This window comes from Mycolicibacterium psychrotolerans (genome assembly GCF_010729305.1).
Lineage (GTDB): Bacteria > Actinomycetota > Actinomycetes > Mycobacteriales > Mycobacteriaceae > Mycobacterium > Mycobacterium psychrotolerans.
In genome coordinates this window covers 4499357-4522489 of sequence record NZ_AP022574.1, presented here as the reverse complement: position 1 = coordinate 4522489, position 23133 = coordinate 4499357, and the positions used below count along the sequence as shown (strand labels likewise).

The window sequence follows — 23133 nt, the reverse complement described above, 5'->3', positions numbered from 1 at the left end:
ATGACCGACCAGCAATCGACTCCCGTGCCAGACAAGCCGGTCGGTGAACCGCCGACGGAGAAGAAGTCCCGCGCCGGACGCAACCTGCCCGCCGCCATCGGCGTGGGTGTGGTGCTGGGCGGGATGGCGATCGGCATCCTGCTGTTCGCCCCGAAGTGGTGGCTTCCGCTGCTGGCGTCGGCCATGGCCATCGCGACCCACGAGGTGATCCGGCGGCTGCGTGAGCACGGCTACGCGGTTCCGACCATCCCGCTGCTGCTCGGCGGCCAGGCGATGATCTGGCTGGCCTGGCCGTTCGGGGCTGCGGGGCTGCTCGGCGCCTACGGCGGCACCGTCGTCGTCTGCATGGTGTGGCGACTGCTCGGTCAGGGGCTGAGCCGGCAGCCGGTCAACTACCTGCGGGACATCGCCGCCACCGTGCTGCTGGCGACCTGGGTGCCGATGTTCGGGGCGTTCACCGCGCTGCTCATCTTCGCCGACCACGGCGGCGTGCGGGTGTTCACGGTGATCGCGACGGTCGTGTTCGCCGACATCGGGGGCTATGTCGCCGGGGTGTTGTTCGGCAAGCATCTGATGGCGCCTGCCATCAGTCCCAAGAAGTCGTGGGAGGGCCTGGGCGGTTCGCTGGTGTTCGGCGTCACCGCCGCCGTGCTGTCGGTCACGTTCCTGCTCGACAAGCCGGCGTGGGTCGGTGTCCCGCTCGGCTTGATGCTGGTGATCACCGGGGTCCTCGGTGACCTGGTCGAATCGCAGGTCAAGCGCGATCTCGGCATCAAGGACATGGGCACGCTGCTGCCCGGCCACGGCGGTCTGATGGACCGCATCGACGCGATGCTGCCCTCGGCCGTCGCCGGATGGATCGTGCTCACCCTCCTGGCCTGAGATACTGGCAGTACTCATGCCTGAATCCTCCGGGGCCGTACCTCCTGTGCCCCTCGTGTTCGATGCCCCGCGCCGCGCGATGCCGCCGCGGCACTTCGCCGATCTCGACGACGCGGGCCGCGCCGCGGCCGTCGCCGAACTGGGCCTGCCCGCGTTCCGCGGCAAGCAATTGGCCAACCAGTACTACGGACGGCTGATCGCCGACCCGACGCAGATGACGGACCTGCCTGCTGCGGTGCGCGAGCAGGTGGGTCAGGCATTGTTCCCGACGCTGTTCGGGGCCGCCCGCGAGATCGAGTGCGACGCGGGCGAGACCCGCAAGGTGCTGTGGAGGGCCGTGGATCAGACGACGTTCGAGTCGGTGCTGATGCGCTACCCGGACCGCAACACCGTCTGCATCTCCTCGCAGGCCGGTTGCGGGATGGCCTGCCCGTTCTGCGCGACGGGCCAGGGCGGGCTCACGCGCAACCTGTCGACCGCCGAGATCCTCGAGCAGGTCCGCGCCGCGGCGGCCGAACTGCGCGAGCGCGACGGGTCGCGGCTGTCCAACATCGTGTTCATGGGCATGGGTGAGCCGCTGGCCAACTACAACCGCGTGGTGGCCGCGGTCCGGCGCATCATCGCGGCGCCGCCGGCGGGCTTCGGCATCTCCGCCCGGTCGGTGACGGTGTCGACGGTCGGGCTGGCGCCGGCCATCCGCCGGCTCGCCGACGAGAAGCTCAACGTCACGCTCGCCCTGTCACTGCATGCCCCCGACGACGAGCTGCGCGACACGCTCGTCCCGGTGAACAATCGGTGGAATGTCGGCGAGGCGCTCGACGCGGCCCGGTATTACGCCGACACGACCGGCCGGCGCGTGTCGATCGAGTACGCGCTCATCCGCGATGTCAACGACCAGCCGTGGCGGGCCGATCTGCTCGGCAAGAAGCTGCACGGCGCGCTGGGACCGCTGGTGCACGTCAACGTCATCCCGCTCAATCCGACACCGGGAAGTGAGTGGGACGCCAGTCCCAAACCGGCCGAGCGGGAGTTCGTCCGCCGGGTGCGCGAGCGCGGGGTGTCCTGCACCGTGCGGGACACTCGCGGTCGCGAAATCGCCGCCGCATGCGGGCAATTGGCGGCCCAGGGCTGAGGCTTCTGTCCGCCCGAACCGACAAACGGGCGCGAAATCAGGGGTTTTCCACGCCCAAACGTCGGTTCGGGCGCTACCCGGTCGGCGGGTTGACGAACCAGACGTTCTCCTCGCGCAAGCCCCGGCTGCGCCACCCGTCGGGAGTGCGCACGAGTTCGTGGTGGTAGTAGCCGCCGCAGCTGCTGGGACCCGACATCCCCGGCAGCTGCATCGGGTTGTAGAACATGGCACGCACCGTTGCGGTGTCACCGATGATGTCGGCTTCGACATTGGTGATGTGGTGCATGCTCCACACGATCACGCCGAAATTGGCGGCGAACCAGTCGACGACGTCATCGAGCGCTCCCGTGACCGCGCCCGCCGACGAGTAGTCGATCCACGCGTCATCGGTGAACACCGAGCGGTACAGGTCCCAGTCCTTGGTGTCCACTGCCCGGGCGTAGCGGTTCAGCAGGGCCTGGATCGCCAGTTCGTCGGCGACACGTTCGACGTTCATCGGCCCACCGCCTCAGGTCTCGAGATCGACGTTCGGGTGTAAATCACTCGCGTTTGTGCGCCCGAACGTCGGTTTGGGCGCTGCGCCGCTCAACCGTTCCTGATGCCCACGCAGTGCCGTAGCTGAGCGAGGAACTGGTCGGCGTCGTCGCTGCGCACGATGTAGTGCGACACGGCCACGCGCACCGCCGTCGCCGCCTTGACCGCGCCGTTCGGTCCGGGCAGCAGTTTCTCGAGCTGGCTGCGCATCGCCGGGATGATGTGGGTCAGCTGGCCGATGACGACCTCGGGTTCGATGTCGACCAGCCGCACCCCGGAGTAGGACCGCTGGTAGTCGACGATGAAACGCATCGCGGCGTCCACGCGGTCGTTGCCCCTCAGCCCGGCGGTGGCCCTGGCGATTCCCGACTCGAACATGTCGTGTTCGAAAATGCCGAAGGCCGTCAACAACTCCTGCTTGTCGGCGAACCAGCGGTACAGCGTCGGACGAGACACCCCGGCCTGCAGCGCGACCTCCGACAGGCTCAACTTGGTCTGCCCGCTGCGGCCCAGCACCTCCGCGGTCGCCACCAGGATCCGGTGCCGCGTCGAGGTGTCCTCGCCGTCGGAGCGGTCGGGTGCGGGGTGGTTCACGGGCTCGTCTTTCGCTCGGTTCGCCGTCGATCCTAAGCGTTCGGTCACAGAGATCTCCTCAGCGCAGCGACGGTGTCGCGGCGTCGGTGCCGGTCCGGCGCGCGCCCCGACCCGCGTGCACGAGTACGCCCCAGACGGACACATGCACCTCCTAGGCTTGGACCCGGTAGTCACAACAAGGTGACAAAGTATGCGCGATTTGTAAAGCGAGGATCATGGCGGGTCCGCTGCAGGGCATCAAGGTCGTCGAACTCGGGGTGTGGGTGGCCGGGCCGGCCGCGGGAGGGATCCTCGCGGACTGGGGTGCCGACGTGATCAAGATCGAGCCGCCGACGGGCGACCCCGCCCGGAGCTTCGGCCGGATGCTGGGCATCGAGGAGTCGAGCCCCCCGTTCGAGATGGACAACCGCGGCAAGCGCAGCATCGTGCTGGACGTGACCACCGAGGACGGCCGAGCGGACGCGTTCGCCCTGCTCGAGGACGCCGACGTGTTCCTGACCAATGTTCGGCCGGCCGCGCTGCGCCGGATCGGATTGGCTTTCGAGGATGTCGCACAGCGGAATTCGCGGCTGATCTACGGGCTCATCACCGGTTACGGCGAGAGCGGGCCGGACGCCGACCGCGCGGCCTACGACGTCGCGGCGTTCTGGGCGCGCGCCGGACTGGCGCATCTGCTGACCCGGCCCGGCGACACGCCGCCCTTTCAGCGCGGCGGGATGGGCGACCACACGGCGGGGATGACGCTCGCAGGCGCGGTGTGCGCTGCCCTGGTTGCGCGGAACCGTACGGGCACAGGCCAACTCGTCAGCACGTCGCTGTACCGGCAGGGCGCCTACACCGTCAGCTTCGACCTCAACACGTTCCTGCTGACCGGGCACACGATCGCGATCGGGCAACGCGAGACGATGGCCAACCCTTGCATGAACAACTACGCCGCCGGTGACGGGCGCCGCTTCTGGATCGTCGGACTGCAGGCAGGACGGCACTGGCCCCCGCTGTGCCGCGCGGTCGGGCGGCCCGAGTGGCTGACCGACGAGCGCTTCGCGACGGCCCAGGGCCGCGCCGCGCACGCACCGGACCTCATCGCCGCGCTCGACGAGATCTTCGCGACCCGGTCGCTCGAGGAGTGGACGAAAGCCTTCGAGGCGGAGCCGGAACTGTTCTGGTCGCCGATCAACGCGCTCGAGGATGTGGTCGCCGACGACCAGTTCCACGCCGCCGGCGGCATCGTCTACGTCCCCGACGCGCGTGACCCCGGTGCGTCGGTCCCGATGGTGGCCTCACCGGCGGACTTTCACGGCACACCGATCGAGGTCCGCTGCACTGCACCAAAGTTGGGTGAGCACACCGAGGAGGTGCTGGCCGGCCTCAGGCCGTCATGACGGTGGGCGCCGGCTTACCAGCACCGAGGAGCGACCTCGATCACCGCGAGCGTGCGCAAACTGTCCGCCCGCAGCGGCGTGTCGCGGACAGACACGCGCGCTCGCCCAAGAAGGGGAAGAGGGCTACAGCGCCGGGATGACCTCGCCGGCGAGAAGGTCCAGGGTTTGGTCCGAACAGCGGTCGTGGGTGAACAGTACGATCTGCCCGAACCCCATCTCGATCAGCTCGCGCAGCCGGTCCGCCACGCAGGCAGGGGTGCCGATCAGCCCGGCCTCCCGCAGGCCGAATCCTGGCCCGCCGAAACGTTTCTCGGCAATATCGCGCACCGCGGTCAGCGCCGCGTCGTCGGGCGCCAGCGCCGCCACCGCTTCGATCGACATCACGATGGTCGCCGGGTCACGGCCCACGGCCTCGCACGCCGACCGCAGCGCGGAGATCGTCTTCTCGATGTCGCCGAGCGCATAGGTCGGGACGTTCCACACGTCGGCGTAGCGCGCCACGAGCGTCAGCGTGTACTTCGCGCCCACCCCGCCGACGACGATCGGCGGCCGCGGCCGCTGCACCGGGCCCGGCGTCACAGGGAAATCGGTGACTGTGAAGTGCTTACCCGAGTGTGTGATTCGTTCACCACCGAACGCCTGATGCAGAATCTCCAGCGTCTCTCCGAGCCGTCCCGAACGCTCGGCGAACGTCCCCCACTCGAAGCCGGCGCGCCGGTGCTCGTCTTCGATCGAGCCGCTCCCGACGCCGAGCGTGAGCCGGCCGCCCGAGATCTGGTCGAGGGTGGTGGCCATCTTGGCCAGCATCACCGGGTGGCGGAACTGGTTGCACAGCACCATGTGTCCGACCCGGATCCGCTCGGTGTGGCTCAGCAGTGCGGTCGCCAGCGTCCACGCCTCCATCGACGGTCGGTCGGGCATGCCCGGGGCATAGAGATGGTCGTAGAGCCACAGCGATTCGATGCCGAGCTCTTCGCAGCGCCGGGTCCGGTGCAGGACGTCCTCATACGAGAAGCCCATGTGGGGCAGGTAGACGCCGATCTCTGGCCTGCTCATGGACCTCCCGCCGCTGTACATTCCGACCACTGCATGGTAACGACATTCTCATCAAAGAAGAAGGTGGTTCTGCGCCGCCTGAGATCACGGGAGGCCGGCGTGCGGTTCGCGATCACCCATCCGATGCACAGTCATCCCTACAGCCCCGAACTCGTCACCGGGTCGGGTATCGCGACGGTCGCCGCTGCGGCCGAGGCGGCCGGATTCGACGGGTTCGGCTTCACCGACCATCCGGCGCCCACCACGCGGTGGCTCGAGGCGGGTGGCCACGACACGCTGGATCCGTTCGTCGCGATGGGATTCGCCGCCGCCCACACCGCGACGCTGCGGCTCATCCCGAACATCGTCGTGCTGCCGTACCGCAACCCGTTCGTCGTGGCGAAGGCCGGGGCGACACTCGACCTGGTCTCCGGCGGCCGCTTCACCCTCGCGGTCGGGGTGGGCTACCTCAAGCGCGAATTCGCCGCGCTCGGTGTGGATTTCGACGAGCGCGCCGCACTGTTCGAAGAGTCCCTCGACATGATCCGGCGGATCTGGACCCGCGATGACGTCAGCTTCGAGGGCAGGCACTTCGCCGCCGAGGGCATCACGGCGCACCCCCGCCCCGTCGCCGCGCCGCACCCGCCGATCTGGATCGGCGGCAACACCTCGGCCGCGCGGGCGCGGGTGGCCGCCTACGGGCAGGGCTGGTGTCCGTTCCGTGCTCCTGCCGTGCTCGCGAAGACAGCCCGCACCGCCGCGCTGGACACGGTGGAGCGTCTCATCGCCGGCATCGGCGACCTGCGCCGCCGCCTCGAGGACGCGGGACGCGATCCGTTCGGCGTCGACGTCGCGTTCACCAACGACGCAGGCGGCGATCCCGGCGATGACGCCTTCGACGCCGACGCGTTCCTCGCCGGTGCATCCGAACTCGAGGGGGCCGGGGTGACGTGGATTCAGGTGACCGTGCCCGGCGACAGCCTGGCCCACACCGTGGACGCGATCGAGCGGTTCGGCGCCGATGTCATCTCCGCGCGTTGATCCTCAGAGCCGGACGAGCGTCTTGCCGATGTTGGCGCCGGTGAACAGGCCGTTGAGAGCGTCGACGCAGGATTCGATGCCGTGGAAGATGTGCTCGCGGTGCACCAGCAGGCCCTCCTCGTCCCACCGGCGTAACGCGGTGAACGCCTCGTCGAAGCGGCCCCACTCGTCGAGGGCGTTGAACCCCTGCATCAGTGCGGTCTTGGCGAGCAGGTTGACGTAGTTGGCCGGACCGGGATGCTCGCCGGTGAGGTAGCTGGAGATCACCCCGCACAGCACCACCCGCGCCTTGTGGGCCAACCTGCCGAGCACCGCGTCGAGGATCGGTCCGCCGACGTTGTCGAAGTACACGTCGACGCCCCGTGGGCAGTGCGTCTTGAGCGCGGCCGGTAGGTCGTCACCCCGGTAGTCGATGCACGCATCGAACCCGAAATCCTCGACCACAGCGCGGCATTTGTGCGGCCCGCCCGCGATGCCGACCACCCGCGCACCCGCGATCCGGGCGATCTGACCCGCCACTGAACCCGTCGCCCCGCCGGCCGCCGACACGACCACCGTCTCACCCGGCTGGGGCTTGCCGATGCCGGTCATCCCGAAATAGGCGGTGGCGCCGGTGGGGCCGTAGATCGACATCACCGCGCGCTGGTCGACCTGGTCGCCAGGCCCCGGTACCGGCGTGGTGAAGAGATCGTCCCGGACGATGGTGTACTCCTGGAACCCGGTCAGGGTGGTCACCACGTCGCCGACACTGTACGCAGCACAACGGGATTCGACCACCTCGCCGATACCGGCGGCGCGGATCACCTCGCCGATCTGCACCGGTGGCAGGTAGCCGGGCTGGTCGTCGAGCCACGTCCTGGCGGCCGCGTCGATACCGACGTAGGTGGTGCGCACCAGCGCCTCCCCGTCGGCCGGTTCCGGTGCCGTCGTCGTCACCAGTTCGGTGTCCTCCGGCGCGACCAGGCCGTATGGGCGTCGGCGCAAGACGATCTGGCGGTTGGTCAGAGTCGGCACACGGCGAACCTACCGAAGGCGTCGTCGCCCCGGAGCCGCTTCGGCTACTGGCGCCACAGCGCCTCCTGGGTGGTGGTGGCCACCAGGACGCCGTCGAGGTCGAACAGCGACCCGAGAACCAGTCCGCGGGAGTCGTTGTGGTTGCGCTGCTCCACCTCGTAGCGGTGCCATGCGTGCGGGACGAACCGACGATGGAACCACACGGAGTGGTCCAGGCTGGCGGCGTAGGCGCCGCCGGGCGTCAGCGGCGCACCGGCGGGCCGGGCGACCGGAACAGGACCGAAATCGGACAGGAACGTCAGCGCGCACGCCTGGAACAGCGGATCGTCCTCGATCTCGGCACAGGTGCGAATCCAGAACGGCGGCACCGCGAACCAGGAGTCGTCGTCGGGACGGGTGCGGATCTCGAACCTGTTCGCGTACTCGATCCCGGGCGCCTTGGCCCGTGCTTGCTCCAAGGGCAGAGACGGAACGGCCGACGGCTGCTGGTCCGGTCCTGGTTCCGCCACGTGGAACGACGCGATCATCTCGAGGATGACGGCGCCGTGCTGGACCGCGGTGACGCGGCGGGTGTCGAAGGACCGGCCATCGCGGGTGCGCTCGACCTGGAACTCGACCTCCTCGCCGTAGCGGCCGCCGCGGACGAAGTACAGGTGCAGCGACTGCGGAAGCTTGCCCGGGCCGACGGTGGCACCGGCCGCGCCGAGCGCCTGAGCCGCGATCAGACCGCCGAACAGGCGGGGACCGGGACCCGCCGCGGGCTGCACCGTGACGAAGGTGTCGTCGTCGCGGCGATCGAAGTCCAGCAGCTGCGCGATCCAGCTACCGGGCGGCGAAATATTTCGTCCCGTCAGAGGCCATCCGGCCGAAACCGGCCTTGACGAGCGGGGCGAGCAGCCGGAACGGCAGTCGCATCGCGCCGACCGGTTCGATGGCGACCAGCCAGGTGAACTTCGTGCCGGTGCCGTCCGGTTCCACGCGGTAGTCCTCGGCGAAGCGCCGGAACAGCGGGGCGTTGGCTTCGTAGACGTAGAATCCGTAGCCCGAGCCCTCTTCCCAGCGGAAGAACCGCTCGTGCACCTGCGCCGGCCCGAGCCCGACCGTCCGGGTGGTGCCGATCCCGAACGGCCGGGGCGATGTCCAGGTCAGTGAACTCACCGTCGACCCCCACGCCGACAGGGATTCATCCGACTGCAGCGACTCCCAGACCTGCGCGGGATCGGCGTCGTAGTGCTTCTCGTAGCGGAACACATGCGGCGCCGAGTCGAAGAGACCGGCGTCGGCGGGTTCCAGCGCGAACCATCGTGGCATGGCGCTGACTTTAGAACGGATGCGCAACCGTGGGTTCAGCGGGCAGGTGGGCGGTGACGTCCGCGAGCGCGTCGTCGAAGCTGAGCATGCAGGCGATCGGCGAGCTCTCCGGAAGGGGCTCCTCGTAGCTCCACGCGATGTCGTCGACCACCACATCGCCGACCACGGCGCTCCAGTAGGTCGCGTGGCCCTTGTAGTTGCAGTAGCTCGTGGTGGCGGATGGGCGCAGCACGCCGGTGCGCACCAGGGCGGGCCGCACGTACAGGCGGGGCGCCAGCGAGGTCTCGAAGACGATCACGGTGTCGTCGGTGTCGACGAGCGTGGTGCCTGCGAGTTCGACCCGCAGCAGGCGGGTGGTGGGCCGGCAGTCCACCCGGTGGTACGGATTGGGCGGATAGTGCACCAGAGTGCGCCCCTCCTCGACCCACGTGTCCACCGCTGCCCAGGGCACGACGACGAATCCCGGCGCCTCCGGTACCGCGTCGGCGCTCAGGTTCCCGACGTCCTCGGCGGGGAAGGCATAGCGCAGCGGCTGGCCGCGGCGGTGCACCATCTGCGCGCGCTCGGTGTCGATCACGGTGTGCCCGTTGCGGATTGCCTGCACCCGCCGCGGATGCGGCTCGATGTAGACGAGGTCCCCGGACAGCGGGGGGACGAAGCGACCCGCGCGGTCGGCGGTGAGGGGACCGCGGCCGGCGACCAGGCTCATGCCCGGCAGTGTACAAACGCACACCACGGGGTGCGCAGAACAGGTGAAATGGGTACCAAGGGTGTCGACGAACGGGGTGATCGATGAAGCGGCTCAACGGCGTGGACGCGATGATGTTGTACAGCGAGACACCGGAGATCCATATGCACACGCTCAAGATCGGCGTGCTCGACGTCTCTGGAATCGACGGGTACGACTTCGACCTGTTCCGCACCCTCGCGCTGCCGCGCCTGCATGCGCTGGCGCCGTTGCGCTGCCAACTCGTCGACATCCCGCTCAAGCTGCATCACCCGATGTGGGTCCAGAACGCTGAGATCGACGTCGACTACCATCTGCGCCGGGCCCAGGTGCGGGCACCGGGTGGACGGCGCGAGCTCGACGAGCTGATCGGCGAGATCGCCGGCACACCGCTGGATCGCAGTCGCCCGCTGTGGGAGATGTACGTCGCAGAAGGCTTGTCGGACAACCGGATCGCGGTCATCCACAAGGTGCACCACGTGCTCGCCGATGGTATGGCGTCGGCCAATCAGATGGCGATGGCGATCGGCGCGCGAGACCCGGAGGTCGGGGGAGCTCTCGCTGAGGCGCCCCCGGATTCGCAGGCGCCGATCAACCTGCTCAAGGCCGCCGGTCGCGATCACCTGATGGGGTTGCGCAAGCTGCCCCGACTACTGCGCGACACCGCCGCCGGGGTCGCACGGGTCCGTCGCAGCGCACGCGAGCGCGGCCCGAATCCCGACCTGGCGCGCAACTTCGCCCCGCCGCCGACGTTCATCAACCACGTGGTCTCGCCCGGTCGGCGGTTCGCCACCGCGCCGCTGGCACTGGCCGACGTCAAAGAGACGGCACGCCACCTCGGTGTCACCCTCAACGACATCGTGCTCGCGACGGCGGCAGGCGCTCTGCGCCAGCTGCAGTTGCGGTACGACGGGGCCGCCGACGCGCCGCTCATCGCCGGGGTCCCGGTCTCGGTCGACACCTCACCGCAGCGGCTGATGGGCAACGAGTTCACCTACATCACACCGTCGCTGCCCGTCCACGTCGCCGACCCGCTCGAACGGGTCCGGCTGACCGCCATGGCGACGGCCATCGCCAAGGAGAATCACCAGCTGCTCGGGCCGACCCTGCTGCCGTCCTGGCTGTCGTATCTGCCGCCGGCAGCGACGCCGCGCATCTTCCGTCAGCAGGCACGGCGAGTCGAGTCCGCGATGGTGATGAACCTGACCATCTCCAACGTGCCCGGACCCCGCGAGCGCGGGCTGATCCACGGGGCGACGGTCAACGAGATCTACTCGGTGGGCCCGATCGTCGCGGGCAGCGGTATGAACATCACGGTGTGGAGCTACGTCGACCAGCTGGCCATCTCGGTGCTCACCGACGACCGCACGCTGGACGACCCGCACGAGGCCACGGATGCGCTGATCGAGTCGTTTATCGACATCCGCACCGCGGCGGGGCTGTCCGCCGACCTGACGCCGGTCGACAGCGCCCTTCCGCCGGCCGTGGCGGTTTGAGAGGTCAGAAGCGTTGTTCCGCGCCCCCTTTCGCGGCGGCCAGGACGTGGTGAGGAGGGCGCGCGGCCAGAAGTAGCTTTACAGAAGTGTGAAGAAGTGTCACCCTGTGTGGGATGAGCGCGCGCACGTTCCCGGCGAGATCCGACGGCTGGTGCCGGCATCGGCTACTGGTTCTGGGTACCGACGTCGGCGACCTCGTCGAGGCCGCGGGCGGTTTCCTGTGCGACCGGGCGCGCGCCGGTTGGGACGTGACGGTGGTCGCGACGGGCTGCGAGACGTCCCGGTCGCTGGCCATCCTCGGCACCACCGGCACGGCGGCGGCCGTCGACATCGCGACGGCGCTGCGGGCGCTGACGCCGGGGGCGGTGGTGGCGGTCGCGCCGGATCTGCTGGCCCACGACGCGCGGCTGCGCCACGAACTGGCGCGCATCGCCCGCGGCGGCGTCGTCGAGATCCTGGCGTGGGGCCGGCCGGCGCAGGCCGGGCCCGGGCAGGGTCTCGAACCGATCACGCATCCGGTCAGTGCCGCGGCGCGGGCATTCAAGGGGCACGCGCTGACGGCCGCTGGCCGGGCGCCGCGCGGCGAGGACGCGGAGGCGCTGTACCGGGTGCGCTCGCCGGCGTTACGCCTGCTCTGTCCGGTGTGAGTCGCTAGCGGGTGTCGCGGTTGCGGCCGAGATAGACGCTGCGTGCCACGAAGCCGAGCAGCAGGAGGGCGCCGGCCAGGAGGAACCAGTCCTCGACGTGACCCTGATGGTTGCCGTGCATCATCAGAAGCAGGAACACCGCGGCGAGGATGCCACCGACCTGCTGCAGCCGCGGATTCTCCTTGGACCAGCCCCACCCAGCGGACGGCACGTCCTCGACGTCGACACCCGTGTGTCGCTCCACCTCGGTGCTTGCCACAGCTGCTCCTCCGGTCTCGTTGTTGGGGCCATTCTGACACAGGCCGTAGGCTGGCCGGTCATGGCAGCGCAGCAGGCCGACGGACTCTTCGCCGGCAAGGTGGTCTTCGTTACGGGCGCCGCGCGCGGGCAGGGCCGCGAGCACGCTGTCCGCTTCGCCGAAGCGGGGGCTGACGTCATCGCGGTCGACCTGTGTGGACAACTCGACAGCGTCGCCTACCCGATGGCCACCCCGGAGGACCTCGAGGAGTCGGTGCGGCTGGTCGAGAAGACCGGCCGTCGCATCGTGGCAGAGCACGCAGACGTCCGCGACCGCGACCGGCTCGCCGCGGTCGTGGACCGGGGACTCGCCGAGTTCGGGCGGCTCGACTTCGTGCTCGCCAACGCGGGCATCCTGCCCGCGTCCGGCGCGCAGGGACGCGACATCACCGCGTACACCGACGCGGTGGCCGTGCTGCTCAACGGCGTCTACTTCACCGTCGACGCCGCGCTGCCGGCGCTGCTGCGCAACCCCGACGGCGGCGCGATCGTCCTCACCAGTTCGGCCGCCGGATTCAAGTCCGTCAGCACCGATTTCGACAGCATGACCCATGGCGCGGCCGGCTACACCGCCGCCAAGCACGGTGTCGTCGGCCTGATGCGGCACTTCGCCACGTCGCTGGCCGCCCGCAACATCCGCGTCAACTCGGTGCACCCCGGCGGTGTCGCGACCCCGATGGTGATCAACGAGGCGATGGCCGGCTTCGTCGCCGAGCACCCGTCGTTCGGGGAGTCGCAGCGGCCGCTGATGACCCTGCCGATGATGGAGCCGGGCAGCGTGACCGACGCGGTGATGTTCCTGTGCGCGCCGACAGGGCGTTACATCACCGGCGTGGCGCTGCCGGTGGATGCGGGGCTGCTCCTCAAGTGAGCCGGCGTCAACCCAGGCTGTTGTAGCGGCGCAGCGCCTCGGCGCGTTCCTGGCCGTGGTCGACGATCGGCTCCGGGTAGTCCTCCGGTCGGTGCCCGTCGAGTTTGTGGACGTCGGGCACGCCGGCGAGTTCGGGCACCCAGCGCCGGATGTACTCGCCGGACGGATCGAACTTGGTGCCCTGGGTGGTGGGGTTGAAGACCCGGAAGTAGGGCGCCGCGTCGGTGCCACAGCCGGCAGCCCACTGCCAGCCGTGCTGATTGTTGGCCATGTCCCCGTCGACGAGTTGGTCGAGGAACCAGCGGGCGCCCCACTGCCACGGCAGGTGCAGATCCTTGACCAGGAACGAGGCCACGATCATCCGCACCCGGTTGTGCATGAATCCCGTTGCGGCGAGTTGGCGCATTCCGGCGTCGACGATCGGGAAACCCGTCCGGCCTGCCTTCCACGCCTCGAATGCCTTCTCGGCGTCCTCGCCCTCATCCACCTCGATTGCGTCGAACGCGCTGTTGAAGTTCCACCACACGCTGCGCGGCCATGCGTACAGCACCGAGGCGTAGAAGTCGCGGAACCCCAACTCGCGCAGGTAGGCCGTCTCTCCGGTGCCGCGTCGCAGGTCTGCCGCCATCGTGCGCGGATGGATCGCACCGAACTTCAGGTGTGCCGACATCTTGCTCGTCGCAGCCAGGTCCGGCCGATTGCGGTCATCGGCGTAGCCGGCCACCCCGTCGGCGAGGAACTGCTTCCACTGACCGCGCGCGGCCTGCTCACCGGCGGGCACCTCGAGCTCGACGCCGACGTCGGGGATGTCGACGGGGTCGGCACCACGGACACCGGACGGGTCGACCCACCGGGCGCAGTCGGGTCCGGATTCCGCCGGCGGCCGCCAGCCGTGCTTGCGCCAGGCGGAGAAGAACGGCGTGAACACCTTGTACGGGCTGCCGTCGGGCTTGGTGACCCGACCGGGGGAGACCAGATACGGGGAGCCGGTCGCGACGAGATCGATGTCGCCGAGGGCCTCGCGCACCTGGTCGTCGCGACGCCGGCCGAACGGGGTGAAGTCGTCGGATACGTGCACGGCGTGCGCGTCTACGGCGTTGGCCAGTAACGGGATTCGGGATGCCGGGTCGCCGCGGGTGATCAGCAGCCGACCGTCGAGGCGTTCCTGGAGATCACGCAGCGCGTCGTAGAGGTAGCGCAGCCGACGCGGCCCCGACGAGGCCTCGAGCCGCGGGTCGAGCACATAGCAGGCGAGCACCTCGCCGTCGGCTCCGTCGTCGCGGGCGGCGGCCAGGAGGGCGGGCAGATCGTCGAGCCGCAGGTCGCGGCGGAACCACATCACGGCGGTCATGGGAATGATGCTGCCCCGGAAACCGGAAGGAGAAACAGGTGAACTGCGGACGGAATGATGACGGCTTGTGCAACGGCCGACGAGGATCCCCCGCCCGGTCGGGGGGATTAGGCGGGGGACCCTCTGTCCAGAGCGGCGGTCAGGCCGCCGGCGGCATCAGCACCGTGTCGATCAGGTACACGGTCGCGTTGGCGGTCTTCACTCCACCGCACACCACCGATGCGTTGTTGACCATCAGGTGATCGGGGGTGCCCGTCACCGTCAGATCGGCGCCCTGCACCGTCTTGTGGGTGCCCACGACCTTCGTCGGATCCGCCTGTCCCGGAACCACGTGGTAGGTCAGGATGTTCGTCAGCAGCGGGGCGTCGGTCTTCAGCTTGTCGATCGTCGCCGGGTCGATCTTGGCGAACGCCTCGTCGGTCGGGGCGAAGACGGTGAACTCGCCACCGTTGAGCGTGTCGACGAGATTCACCTGCGGGTTGAGCTGACCCGAGACGGCCGCGGTGAGCGTCTTGAGCAGCGGGTTGTTCGACGCCGCTTCGGCGACCGGCGCCATCGACATGCCCTGTACCGAACCAGGTCCGGTGGGCACCTGTGCAGCGTAGGCCGCGCACCCCGGGCCTGCGGGCTGTGCTCCCGCGATCGGGGCGGTGGCCAGGATCAGCCCGGCGGCGGTCGCCGCGGCGAAGCCGATGCCGGCTACTCGTCGTGCGTTGTCCATCATGATGTCGCTCTCCTCAAAGATGTTGGTTGACAGTGATTTCGGTAGTTCCAGCAGCTGTGGATCAGGCGGCCGGGGGCATCAGGACCGTGTCGATCATGTACACCGTGGCGTTGGCGGTCTTCACGCCGCCGCAGACCAGTCCGGCGTCGTTGACCTTCAGGTCGTTCCCCGCGCCGGCCACCGTCAGGTTCGCGCCCTGCACGGTCTTGTGCTCACCGGCGACCGCATCGGGCGCAGCCTGGCCCGGCACGACGTGGTAGGTGAGGATGCTGGTCAGCAGGTTGGAGTCGGTCTTCAGCGTCTCGATGGTCGCCGGATCGATCTTGGCGAAGGCGTCGTCGGTCGGGGCGAACACGGTGAACTCGCCGCCGTTGAGCGTGTCGACGAGGTTGACGTTCGGGTTCAGCTGACCGGAGAGCGCCTGGGTCAGCGTCTTGAGCATCGGGTTGTTCGCTGCGGCCTCGGTCACCGGAGCGGTCGACATCCCGGCCACGGAACCGGGGCCCGACGGCACCTGCTCGGCGTAGGCGGCACAGCCCGAACCGATGAGGTTGGCAGCCGGATTGGCCGCGGCACTCGTGGGTGCGGCCGATGTCGCCGACGAGGTTGCCTCGGCGACTGTCGACGTGCTCGTCGACTCCGTTGAATTGGAGGAGGTTTCGCTCGAACAGGCGGCAACGCCCAACATCGCGACAGCCGCCAGGCCGGCAGCAGCGATCGATTTCCGGTGAACCGTCTTCATCACGTGACTCTTCCTGTCGGGGGCGGACACCGTTGCCCGCCCTTCACGCCAGGCATTCGCGCTTCCTCACCCGCCGGACGGGTGAGACGCACGCCACGTCACAATCGCGTCACATCATTGCGGCGGTGCGGGGTCGAAGATCGAAGCCGGCATCGATCCCGCTGCGCGGTTCACGCCTCCACCGTCCGGCGCGGCACAATGAACGGGTGACGCGACGCGTACTGATCCTGGGCAGCACGGGGTCGATCGGCACCCAGGCCCTCGAGGTGATCGCGGCCAACCCCGACGAGTTCGAAGTCGTCGGCCTCGCCGCCGGCGGGGGCAACACCGATCTGCTCGCCGCCCAGCGGGCTCAGACCGGCGTCACGAACATCGCGGTCGCCGACCCCCGCGCGGCCGAGAAACTCGGCGACGTCCCGTATGCCGGACCCGACGCGGTGACCCGGCTGGTGAATGAGACCGAGGCCGACGTTGTGCTCAACGCCCTGGTCGGTGCGCTGGGCCTGCAGCCCACGCTCGCGGCGCTGGCCAGCGGCGCGCGCCTGGCGCTCGCCAACAAGGAGTCACTGGTGGCCGGCGGACCCCTCGTGGTCAAGGCGGCCGCACCCGGCCAGATCGTGCCGGTCGATTCCGAGCACTCGGCGCTGGCGCAGTGCCTGCGCGGCGGCACCGCCGACGAGGTCGCCGCGCTGGTGCTCACCGCCTCCGGCGGCCCGTTCCGCGGGTGGACCGCCGAGCAGCTCGAACACGTCACACCTGAGCAGGCGGGAGCCCATCCGACGTGGTCCATGGGGCCGATGAACACGCTCAACTCGGCGTCGCTGGTGAACAAGGGCCTCGAGCTGATCGAGACGCACCTGCTGTTCGGGGTCGATTACGACCGCATCCAGGTGGTCGTGCATCCGCAGTCGATCGTGCACTCGATGGTCACGTTCACCGACGGCTCGACGCTGGCCCAGGCCAGTCCACCCGACATGAAGCTGCCGATCGCGCTGGCGCTGGGCTGGCCGTCACGGGTCGCCGGGGCCGCGCTGGCGTGCGACTTCACCACCGCGTCGAGCTGGGACTTCGAACCGCTCGACGACGAGGTGTTCCCCGCGGTCGCACTCGCCCGCGAGGCCGGCGTGGGCGGCGGATGCCTGACCGCGGTCTACAACGCCGCCAACGAGGAGTCGGCCGCGGCGTTCCTGGCCGGTCGGATCGGATTCCCCGCGATCGTGCGCACCGTGGAGCACGTGCTGCGCGCTGCTGACCAGTGGGCCGCCGAACCAGCTACCGTGGATGACGTCCTCGACGCACAGGACTGGGCGCGCGACCGCGCCCGGCGCGCCGTCGAGCACGAGTTCGCAGGTACCAGGGACTAGCAGGAGTAGAGGCCCACCAGATGATGTTCGCGATCGGCATCGTGCTCTTCGCACTCGCCATCCTGCTGTCGGTGGCGTTGCACGAGTGCGGCCACATGTGGGTCGCGCGTGCGACCGGGATGAAGGTCCGCCGCTACTTCGTCGGGTTCGGCCCGACGCTGTGGTCGACCTACCGGCGCAACCGGCTCGGCTCGACGGAGTACGGCGTCAAGGCCGTGCCGCTCGGCGGCTTCTGCGACATCGCGGGCATGACGTCGGTCGAGGAGCTCGACCCCGAGGACCGGCCCTACGCGATGTACCGGCAGAAGACGTGGAAGCGCGTCGCGGTGCTGGCCGCCGGCCCCGGGATGAACTTCGTCATCGGCCTCGTGCTGATCTACGCGATCGCGATCATCTGGGGACTGCCCAACCTGCACCAGCCCACCAACGCGATGGTGGGGGAGACGTCGTGCGTGAAAGACGAAGTCACCCAGGGCACCCTGGGTGAGTGCGTGACGGCCAGCCCGGCCGCGGCCGCCGGCATCCGAGCCGGCGATGTCGTGGTCAGGGTCGGCGACACCGCGGTGGCGAACTTCGACGAAATGTCCTCGGCCGTGCGCAAACTCAACGGGCCGACCGAGATCACCGTGCAGCGCGACGAGAACGGGCAGACCCGCGAATTCGTCACGACGGTGAACGTCACCCCGAGCCAGCGCTACATCGCCGGCGGCGACGGCGCCGCACCGGCGCCGGCCAATGTCGGCACCATCGGCGTCACCGCGGCCAATTTCGGCCCGACGCAGTACAACCCGCTCTCCGCGGTGCCCGCGACATTCGCGTTCACCGGCGACCTCACGGTCGAACTCGGCAAGTCGCTGGCCAAGATCCCCACCAAGGTCGGTGCGCTGGTGCAGTCCATCGGCGGCGGGGAACGCGACCCGGAAACCCCGATCAGCGTGGTCGGCGCCAGCATCATCGGTGGCGACACCGTCGAAGCGGGCCTGTGGGTGGCCTTCTGGTTCTTCCTCGCCCAGCTGAACTTCGTGCTCGGCGCGGTGAACCTCGTCCCGCTGCTGCCGTTCGACGGCGGCCACATCGCGATCGCGGTCTTCGAGAAACTGCGCAACCTGTTCCGGTCCGCGCGCGGCAAGGTCGCCGCCGCCCCGGTGAACTATCTCAAGCTGATGCCGGCCACCTACGTGGTGCTGGTGTTGGTGGTCGGCTACATGCTGCTGACCGTGACCGCCGACCTGGTCAATCCGATCAGGTTGTTCCAATAGGGAAAGCTCTGATGACCTCCATCGGTTTAGGAATGCCTGCCGCTCCGGCGCCCGTACTGGCCCCACGCCGCACGACCCGTCAGTTGATGGTGCGCGACGTCGGCGTGGGCAGTGACCATCCGATCTCAGTGCAGTCCATGTGCACCACCAAGACCCACGACATCAACGCCACGCTGCAGCAGATCGCCGAGCTGACCGCGTCGGGCTGCGACATCGTCCGCGTGGCCTGTCCGCGTCAGGAGGACGCCGACGCGCTCCCGGCCATCGCCAAGAAGTCGCAGATCCCCGTGATCGCCGACATCCACTTCCAGCCCAAGTACATCTTCGCCGCGATCGACGCGGGATGTGCGGCCGTGCGGGTGAACCCGGGCAACATCAAGGAGTTCGACGGCCGCGTCGCCGAGGTCGCCAAGGCCGCAGGCGACGCCGGAATCCCGATCCGCATCGGGGTCAACGCCGGCTCGCTCGACAAGCGATTCCTGCAGAAGTACGGCAAGGCCACCCCCGAGGCGCTCGTGGAGTCCGCGCTGTGGGAGGCGTCGCTGTTCGAGGAGCACGGCTTCGGCGACATCAAGATCAGCGTCAAGCACAACGACCCCGTCGTCATGGTCGCGGCCTACGAGCAGCTGGCCGCCCAGTGCGACTACCCGCTGCACCTCGGGGTCACCGAGGCCGGCCCCGCGTTCCAGGGCACCATCAAGTCGGCGGTCGCGTTCGGCGCCCTGCTGTCCAAGGGCATCGGCGACACGATCCGCGTCTCGCTCTCCGCGCCGCCGGTCGAGGAGGTCAAGGTTGGCAACCAGATCCTGGAGTCGCTGAACCTGCGGCCCCGCGGTCTGGAGATCGTGTCGTGCCCGTCGTGCGGGCGTGCACAGGTCGACGTCTACAGGCTGGCCAACGAGGTGACCGCGGGCCTCGAGGGCATGGACGTGCCGCTGCGCGTCGCGGTGATGGGCTGCGTGGTCAACGGACCCGGCGAGGCGCGTGAAGCCGACCTCGGGGTGGCCTCCGGCAACGGCAAGGGCCAGATCTTCGTCAAGGGCGAGGTGATCAAGACGGTGCCCGAGGCCCAGATCGTCGAGACGCTCATCGAGGAAGCCATGCGGCTGGCCTCGGAAATGGAAGCGATGGACACGGCCCAAGGTTCCGAGGATGCCAGCGGTTCGCCGGTTGTGACCGTAAGCTGAGTCAGGGTCCCGTGCACGGGGCCTGATGCCAAGGGTCGTCGCAGAAAGAGTCCAGATGTCGGCTCCTCCGCTTTTTCGCCTCGTTGACGAGCGAAGGGTGTCGGTGGTGCGCGACCTCCGCGACATGACCGCCGTCCGTCAGGTCCTCGACGACGATCCGGTGGCCTCCTGCATGGTCGCCTCCCGCGTCGCCGAGCACGGCATCGAGCCGTCGGCCATCGGCGGCGAACTGTGGACGCGGCGGCGCGCCAGCGAATCCCTGTGCTACGCCGGGGCCAATCTCATCCCGTTGCGCGGTGCCGCAGGTGATCTGAATGCGTTCGCCGACAAGGCGATGAGCACGTCGCGGCGGTGCTCGTCGCTGGTCGGCCGTGCCGAGCTCGTGCTGCCGATGTGGCAGCGGCTGGAGCCGGTGTGGGGGCCCGCCCGCGACGTGCGCGCCCATCAACCGCTGATGGCGCTCGGCACCGCACCCGCATGTGCCGTCGACCCGGCGGTCCGACAGGTGCGCATGGAGGAACTCGACGCCTACCTCGTCGCGGCGATCGACATGTTCATCGGCGAGGTCGGGATCGACCCCCGCATCGGCGACGGCGGCCGGGGCTACCGACGCCGGGTCGCCGGACTGATCGCGTCCGGGCGGGCGTGGGCCCGATTCGACCGCGGACAGGTGGTGTTCAAGGCCGAGGTCGGTTCACAGTCTCCGGCGGTGGGCCAGATCCAGGGTGTATGGGTGCACCCCGACTTCCGGGGCCGCGGCATGGGCACCGCGGGCACCGCCACCGTCGCCGCGGCCGTCGTGGGCAGCGGCCGCATCGCGAGTCTGTACGTCAACAGCTTCAACACCGTCGCCCGCGCCACCTACGCGCGCATCGGGTTCACCGAGATCGCCTCGTTCGCCACGGTGCTGCTCGACTGATGGCCGAACAGGATGCGGCGGTGCAGCGCAAAGTCGTCGCCGACGCGATGGTCGCCGCACTGGAACGCCGGCACGAAGTACTCGACGCCGTCGTGGCCTCCGAGGACTACGACGCGGCGATCGAGGCGCTCGCCGATCTGCTCGCCACGTCGGCCGACGCCGCCGAAGCCGTGCTGCGACTGTCATTCGACCGCCTGACCCGGGTGTCGCGGCGCCGAATCGCCGCCGAGTTGGACACCCTGACCAGTCAGCTCGGCACTCCCGCGTCCGAGCAGACGCCGGGTTCGGCCCGCCGCCTGCGGCTGCGGCCGTTCAGCCCCGACACCGACCGCGACATCTTCGCCGCCCGCACCCGCGACATGCGTTCGGCCGGTGACGGCACCGACGCCCCGCCGGGCGATCTCGGCGACGAGATCCGCGACGCCGTCGGCCGGGTCGCCGCCGAGGAGGCGGCGTGGCTGGTCGCCGAGGTCGGCACCGCCAAGGTCGGCATGGTGTTCGGGGAACTCTCCGGCGGCGAGGTCGACGTGCGCATCTGGATCCATCCGGAGCACCGCAAGCAGGGCTACGGCACCGCGGCGCTGCGCACCTCGCGCTCGGAGATGGCGGCCTACTTCCCGGCGGCCCCGCTGGTGGTACGCACCCCCGCCGCCGGCGCGTAACCGCCGTCCGTCCCGCCGAGATCGACGAAAAGGCGGCTACTTCTCGCTCTTTCGCGCCCAAACGTTGGTTTGGGCGTATCGACGCGGTGCGCCTCCGCCGAAACCGGATCGTTATTTCTTAACATCTGTCCCAATGGCAACAAAGGTCTCATCCGTATCAGCTGCGACATCGCTCGTCGCGGTCGTCGTCCTGGTCCTCTCGCTCGGCGCCTGCACGCCGCGGCCCAACGGTCCCGAGCCCACCGCCGAGGAGTTCTTCGCCGCGCTGGCCACCGGTGACACGGGCGCCGCCGCCGCGCTCTCCGACCGTCCCGAAGACGCCCGTGCCGCGCTCAACGAGGCCTGGGCCGGTCTGCAGGCCACCGGCCTGGACGCGCAGATCCTCAGTTCCAAGTACGCCGAGGACACCGGCAGCATCGCCTACCGCTACACCTGGCACCTGCCCAAGGACCGCACCTGGACCTACGACGGGCAGCTGAACATGGTCCGCGACGAAGGCCGCTGGCAGGTGCGCTGGAGCGCCACCGGTCTGCACCCGCGGCTGGGGGAGAACCAGACGCTGGCGCTGCGCGCCGACGCGCCACCCCGCGCCTCGGTCAACGAGCGCGGCGGCACCACCGTGCTGGTGCCCGGATACCGCTACGCCTTCGCCCTCGATGCGAAGGCGGCCGGGGAGAACCTGATGCCGACGGCGCGCACCGTCGCCGACGCGCTGCGTCGCTTCGACAACACGCTGGACCCGCAGCGGCTCGCGGAGCAGGCCAGCTCGACCAAGGGCCCCCTGAACCTGATGACGCTGCGCCAAGCCGACCACGACGCAGTCCTCGGCGCTCTCGGTGCGCTGCCCGGTGTGGTCATCACCCCGCAACCCGAGATGGTGCCCACCGACGAACACTTCGCGCCTGCGCTCGTCGACGAGGTGAGAAAGACCGTCGCCGACGAACTCGACGGTTCCCCGGGCTGGCGTGTCGTCACCGTGAACCAGAACGGGGTCGACGTCGACGTCCTCAACGAGGTGCCCGGCACGCCCGCCCCGTCGGTGAGCATCAGCCTGGACCGCGCCGTTCAGAACGCCGCGCAGAACGCGGTCGACGTCACCGGCAAGCAGGCCATGATCGTCGTGATCAAACCGTCGACCGGCGAGATCCTGGCCGTCGCGCAGAACGCGGCAGCCGACCGGGAGGGACCGATCGCCACGATGGGCCTCTACCCGCCGGGGTCGACCTTCAAGATCGTGACCGCGGGCGCCGCGATCGAACGTGACATGGCCACCCCCAACACGCTGCTGGGCTGCCCCGGCCACCTCGACATCGGACATCGCACGGTGCCCAACTACGGCGGATTCGACCTCGGCACCGTGCCGATGTCGCGGGCCTTCGCCAGCTCCTGCAACACCACCTTCGCCGAGTTGGCCAGCAGGATGCCGCCGCGGGGCCTGACCCAGGCCGCGTCGCAGTACGGCATCGGCCTGGACTACAAGATCGCCGGGATCTCGACGGTCAGCGGTTCGGTGCCGCCCACGGTGAACCTCACCGAGCGCACCGAGGACGGTTTCGGTCAGGGCAAGGTCCTGGTCAGCCCGTTCGGGATGGCACTGGCGGCCGCGACGATCGCCGCGGGTCAGACCCCGGTGCCGCGGTTGATCGCAGGCCGCCAGACCGAGATCACCGGGGATCGTCAGCCCATCCCGCCCAGCGTGGTCGACAACCTGCGCCCGATGATGCGGCTGGTGGTGACCAACGGCACCGCCAAGGACCTGCAGGGGGCCGGCGACGTCCGCGGAAAGACCGGCGAGGCGGAATTCGCGGGCGGCTCGCATTCCTGGTTCACCGGATACCGCGGGGACATGGCCTTCTCGGCCCTGATCGTCGGCGGCGGCAGTTCGGAGTACGCGGTGCGCATGCTCAAGGGCATGCTCGACTCGCTGCCGCCCGACTACCAGGCCTGACGGCGGTACGGGCC

Annotated in this window: 24 protein-coding genes; 13 read left to right on the top strand and 11 right to left on the bottom strand. The window is 69.4% G+C overall.

The window, feature by feature from the left end; translation table 11 throughout:
* Together G6N45_RS22025 and rlmN are read left to right on the top strand one after the other, a co-directional pair.
* Entirely contained in the window at window positions 1–882 is an 882-nt protein-coding gene (locus G6N45_RS22025) for a phosphatidate cytidylyltransferase (RefSeq protein ID WP_163724700.1), read from the top strand.
* Window positions 883–898: 16 nt separating this feature from the next.
* The gene (gene rlmN, locus G6N45_RS22020) at window positions 899–2014 is read left to right on the top strand and encodes a dual-specificity RNA methyltransferase RlmN (protein ID WP_163724697.1); all 1116 of its coding nucleotides are present in this window, start codon (window positions 899–901) and stop codon (window positions 2012–2014) included.
* A 73-nt stretch (window positions 2015–2087) separates the two neighbouring features.
* Here the strand turns inward: rlmN and G6N45_RS22015 are convergent, their stop codons facing one another.
* Complete coding sequence (locus tag G6N45_RS22015) at window positions 2088–2510, bottom strand: nuclear transport factor 2 family protein (RefSeq protein WP_163724694.1); 423 nt, start codon at window positions 2508–2510, stop codon at window positions 2088–2090.
* Window positions 2511–2599: 89 nt separating this feature from the next.
* Entirely contained in the window at window positions 2600–3142 is a 543-nt protein-coding gene (locus G6N45_RS22010; RefSeq protein WP_246228759.1) for a TetR/AcrR family transcriptional regulator, read from the bottom strand.
* A 215-nt stretch (window positions 3143–3357) separates the two neighbouring features.
* Between G6N45_RS22010 and G6N45_RS22005 the strand changes: the two genes are divergently transcribed.
* Window positions 3358–4524: a CaiB/BaiF CoA transferase family protein gene (locus G6N45_RS22005; RefSeq protein WP_163724688.1), complete on the top strand. Its 1167-nt coding sequence runs from the start codon at window positions 3358–3360 to the stop codon at window positions 4522–4524.
* A gap of 123 nt (window positions 4525–4647) precedes the next feature.
* On the opposite strand, the gene G6N45_RS22000 is transcribed toward G6N45_RS22005, so the two are convergent.
* A complete protein-coding gene (locus G6N45_RS22000; protein WP_163724686.1) occupies window positions 4648–5580 on the bottom strand; it encodes an LLM class flavin-dependent oxidoreductase in 933 nt (310 codons plus the stop codon).
* A gap of 99 nt (window positions 5581–5679) precedes the next feature.
* Between G6N45_RS22000 and G6N45_RS21995 the strand changes: the two genes are divergently transcribed.
* Window positions 5680–6600 (top strand): LLM class F420-dependent oxidoreductase, encoded by a 921-nt coding sequence (locus G6N45_RS21995; RefSeq protein ID WP_163728862.1) that lies wholly within the window; start codon window positions 5680–5682, stop codon window positions 6598–6600.
* A 3-nt stretch (window positions 6601–6603) separates the two neighbouring features.
* On the opposite strand, the gene G6N45_RS21990 is transcribed toward G6N45_RS21995, so the two are convergent.
* From G6N45_RS21990 to G6N45_RS21975, 4 genes are read right to left on the bottom strand one after another with little or no spacing between them, the layout of a single operon-like run.
* Window positions 6604–7614, bottom strand: a complete 1011-nt coding sequence (locus G6N45_RS21990; RefSeq protein ID WP_163724683.1) for an NADP-dependent oxidoreductase — start codon at window positions 7612–7614, stop codon at window positions 6604–6606.
* A gap of 44 nt (window positions 7615–7658) precedes the next feature.
* On the bottom strand, window positions 7659–8453 hold the full coding sequence (locus tag G6N45_RS21985; protein WP_163728858.1) for an acyl-CoA thioesterase: 795 nt from the start codon (window positions 8451–8453) through the stop codon (window positions 7659–7661).
* Window positions 8437–8925: an SRPBCC family protein gene (locus G6N45_RS21980; protein ID WP_163724682.1), complete on the bottom strand. Its 489-nt coding sequence runs from the start codon at window positions 8923–8925 to the stop codon at window positions 8437–8439. The genes G6N45_RS21985 and G6N45_RS21980 overlap by 17 nt, the downstream gene beginning before the upstream one ends.
* Window positions 8926–8935: 10 nt before the next feature.
* Entirely contained in the window at window positions 8936–9634 is a 699-nt protein-coding gene (locus tag G6N45_RS21975; RefSeq protein ID WP_163724680.1) for a DUF427 domain-containing protein, read from the bottom strand.
* Between the two features lie 83 nt (window positions 9635–9717).
* On the opposite strand from G6N45_RS21975, the gene G6N45_RS21970 reads away from it, so the two are divergent.
* A complete protein-coding gene (locus G6N45_RS21970) occupies window positions 9718–11148 on the top strand; it encodes a WS/DGAT/MGAT family O-acyltransferase (RefSeq protein WP_163724677.1) in 1431 nt (476 codons plus the stop codon).
* Window positions 11149–11261: 113 nt separating this feature from the next.
* Complete coding sequence (locus tag G6N45_RS21965; RefSeq protein WP_163724674.1) at window positions 11262–11795, top strand: hypothetical protein; 534 nt, start codon at window positions 11262–11264, stop codon at window positions 11793–11795.
* Window positions 11796–11799: 4 nt separating this feature from the next.
* Here G6N45_RS21965 and G6N45_RS21960 read toward each other — a convergent pair whose 3' ends face one another.
* Window positions 11800–12054, bottom strand: a complete 255-nt coding sequence (locus G6N45_RS21960; protein WP_163724672.1) for a DUF2631 domain-containing protein — start codon at window positions 12052–12054, stop codon at window positions 11800–11802.
* A 60-nt stretch (window positions 12055–12114) separates the two neighbouring features.
* Here G6N45_RS21960 and G6N45_RS21955 point away from each other — a divergent pair, with 60 nt between their 5' ends.
* Window positions 12115–12963, top strand: coding sequence for a mycofactocin-coupled SDR family oxidoreductase (locus tag G6N45_RS21955; RefSeq protein ID WP_163724669.1), 849 nt, complete (start codon window positions 12115–12117; stop codon window positions 12961–12963).
* Window positions 12964–12970: 7 nt separating this feature from the next.
* Here the strand turns inward: G6N45_RS21955 and G6N45_RS21950 are convergent, their stop codons facing one another.
* From G6N45_RS21950 to G6N45_RS21940, 3 genes are all read right to left on the bottom strand, one after another.
* Entirely contained in the window at window positions 12971–14314 is a 1344-nt protein-coding gene (locus tag G6N45_RS21950; protein WP_163724666.1) for a cryptochrome/photolyase family protein, read from the bottom strand.
* Between the two features lie 139 nt (window positions 14315–14453).
* Window positions 14454–15038 (bottom strand): fasciclin domain-containing protein, encoded by a 585-nt coding sequence (locus tag G6N45_RS21945; protein ID WP_057147463.1) that lies wholly within the window; start codon window positions 15036–15038, stop codon window positions 14454–14456.
* Window positions 15039–15099: 61 nt separating this feature from the next.
* On the bottom strand, window positions 15100–15780 hold the full coding sequence (locus tag G6N45_RS21940) for a fasciclin domain-containing protein (protein ID WP_163724662.1): 681 nt from the start codon (window positions 15778–15780) through the stop codon (window positions 15100–15102).
* A 206-nt stretch (window positions 15781–15986) separates the two neighbouring features.
* On the opposite strand from G6N45_RS21940, the gene dxr reads away from it, so the two are divergent.
* The 6 genes from dxr to G6N45_RS21910 all read left to right on the top strand — a co-directional run bounded on the left by dxr (window position 15987) and on the right by G6N45_RS21910 (window position 23119).
* The gene (gene dxr / locus G6N45_RS21935; protein WP_163724660.1) at window positions 15987–17144 is read left to right on the top strand and encodes a 1-deoxy-D-xylulose-5-phosphate reductoisomerase; all 1158 of its coding nucleotides are present in this window, start codon (window positions 15987–15989) and stop codon (window positions 17142–17144) included.
* Between the two features lie 20 nt (window positions 17145–17164).
* The gene (locus G6N45_RS21930) at window positions 17165–18403 is read left to right on the top strand and encodes a M50 family metallopeptidase (RefSeq protein ID WP_163724657.1); all 1239 of its coding nucleotides are present in this window, start codon (window positions 17165–17167) and stop codon (window positions 18401–18403) included.
* A gap of 11 nt (window positions 18404–18414) precedes the next feature.
* Window positions 18415–19590, top strand: a complete 1176-nt coding sequence (gene ispG / locus G6N45_RS21925; RefSeq protein WP_163724654.1) for a flavodoxin-dependent (E)-4-hydroxy-3-methylbut-2-enyl-diphosphate synthase — start codon at window positions 18415–18417, stop codon at window positions 19588–19590.
* Window positions 19591–19645: 55 nt separating this feature from the next.
* A complete protein-coding gene (locus G6N45_RS21920; protein ID WP_163724649.1) occupies window positions 19646–20509 on the top strand; it encodes a GNAT family N-acetyltransferase in 864 nt (287 codons plus the stop codon).
* Window positions 20509–21171: a GNAT family N-acetyltransferase gene (locus G6N45_RS21915; RefSeq protein WP_163724646.1), complete on the top strand. Its 663-nt coding sequence runs from the start codon at window positions 20509–20511 to the stop codon at window positions 21169–21171. Before G6N45_RS21920 ends, G6N45_RS21915 begins: the two co-directional genes overlap by 1 nt.
* A gap of 133 nt (window positions 21172–21304) precedes the next feature.
* Window positions 21305–23119, top strand: coding sequence for a penicillin-binding transpeptidase domain-containing protein (locus G6N45_RS21910; RefSeq protein ID WP_163724642.1), 1815 nt, complete (start codon window positions 21305–21307; stop codon window positions 23117–23119).
* Window positions 23120–23133: the final 14 nt, after the last annotated feature.

Coding starts and splice junctions, on each gene's coding strand:
- G6N45_RS22005 (WP_163724688.1), top strand. CDS start 3,358: ATGGCGGGTCCGCTGCAGGGCATCAAGGTCGTCGAACTCGGGGTGTGG.
- G6N45_RS21965 (WP_163724674.1), top strand. CDS start 11,262: ATGAGCGCGCGCACGTTCCCGGCGAGATCCGACGGCTGGTGCCGGCAT.
- G6N45_RS21950 (WP_163724666.1), bottom strand. CDS start 14,314: ATGACCGCCGTGATGTGGTTCCGCCGCGACCTGCGGCTCGACGATCTG.
- G6N45_RS22015 (WP_163724694.1), bottom strand. CDS start 2,510: ATGAACGTCGAACGTGTCGCCGACGAACTGGCGATCCAGGCCCTGCTG.
- G6N45_RS21980 (WP_163724682.1), bottom strand. CDS start 8,925: ATGCCACGATGGTTCGCGCTGGAACCCGCCGACGCCGGTCTCTTCGAC.
- G6N45_RS21930 (WP_163724657.1), top strand. CDS start 17,165: ATGATGTTCGCGATCGGCATCGTGCTCTTCGCACTCGCCATCCTGCTG.
- G6N45_RS21940 (WP_163724662.1), bottom strand. CDS start 15,780: ATGAAGACGGTTCACCGGAAATCGATCGCTGCTGCCGGCCTGGCGGCT.
- ispG (WP_163724654.1), top strand. CDS start 18,415: ATGACCTCCATCGGTTTAGGAATGCCTGCCGCTCCGGCGCCCGTACTG.
- G6N45_RS21955 (WP_163724669.1), top strand. CDS start 12,115: ATGGCAGCGCAGCAGGCCGACGGACTCTTCGCCGGCAAGGTGGTCTTC.
- G6N45_RS21970 (WP_163724677.1), top strand. CDS start 9,718: ATGAAGCGGCTCAACGGCGTGGACGCGATGATGTTGTACAGCGAGACA.
- G6N45_RS21975 (WP_163724680.1), bottom strand. CDS start 9,634: ATGAGCCTGGTCGCCGGCCGCGGTCCCCTCACCGCCGACCGCGCGGGT.
- G6N45_RS21915 (WP_163724646.1), top strand. CDS start 20,509: ATGGCCGAACAGGATGCGGCGGTGCAGCGCAAAGTCGTCGCCGACGCG.
- G6N45_RS21945 (WP_057147463.1), bottom strand. CDS start 15,038: ATGATGGACAACGCACGACGAGTAGCCGGCATCGGCTTCGCCGCGGCG.
- G6N45_RS22000 (WP_163724686.1), bottom strand. CDS start 5,580: ATGAGCAGGCCAGAGATCGGCGTCTACCTGCCCCACATGGGCTTCTCG.
- rlmN (WP_163724697.1), top strand. CDS start 899: ATGCCTGAATCCTCCGGGGCCGTACCTCCTGTGCCCCTCGTGTTCGAT.
- G6N45_RS21910 (WP_163724642.1), top strand. CDS start 21,305: ATGGCAACAAAGGTCTCATCCGTATCAGCTGCGACATCGCTCGTCGCG.
- G6N45_RS21920 (WP_163724649.1), top strand. CDS start 19,646: ATGTCGGCTCCTCCGCTTTTTCGCCTCGTTGACGAGCGAAGGGTGTCG.
- G6N45_RS22025 (WP_163724700.1), top strand. CDS start 1: ATGACCGACCAGCAATCGACTCCCGTGCCAGACAAGCCGGTCGGTGAA.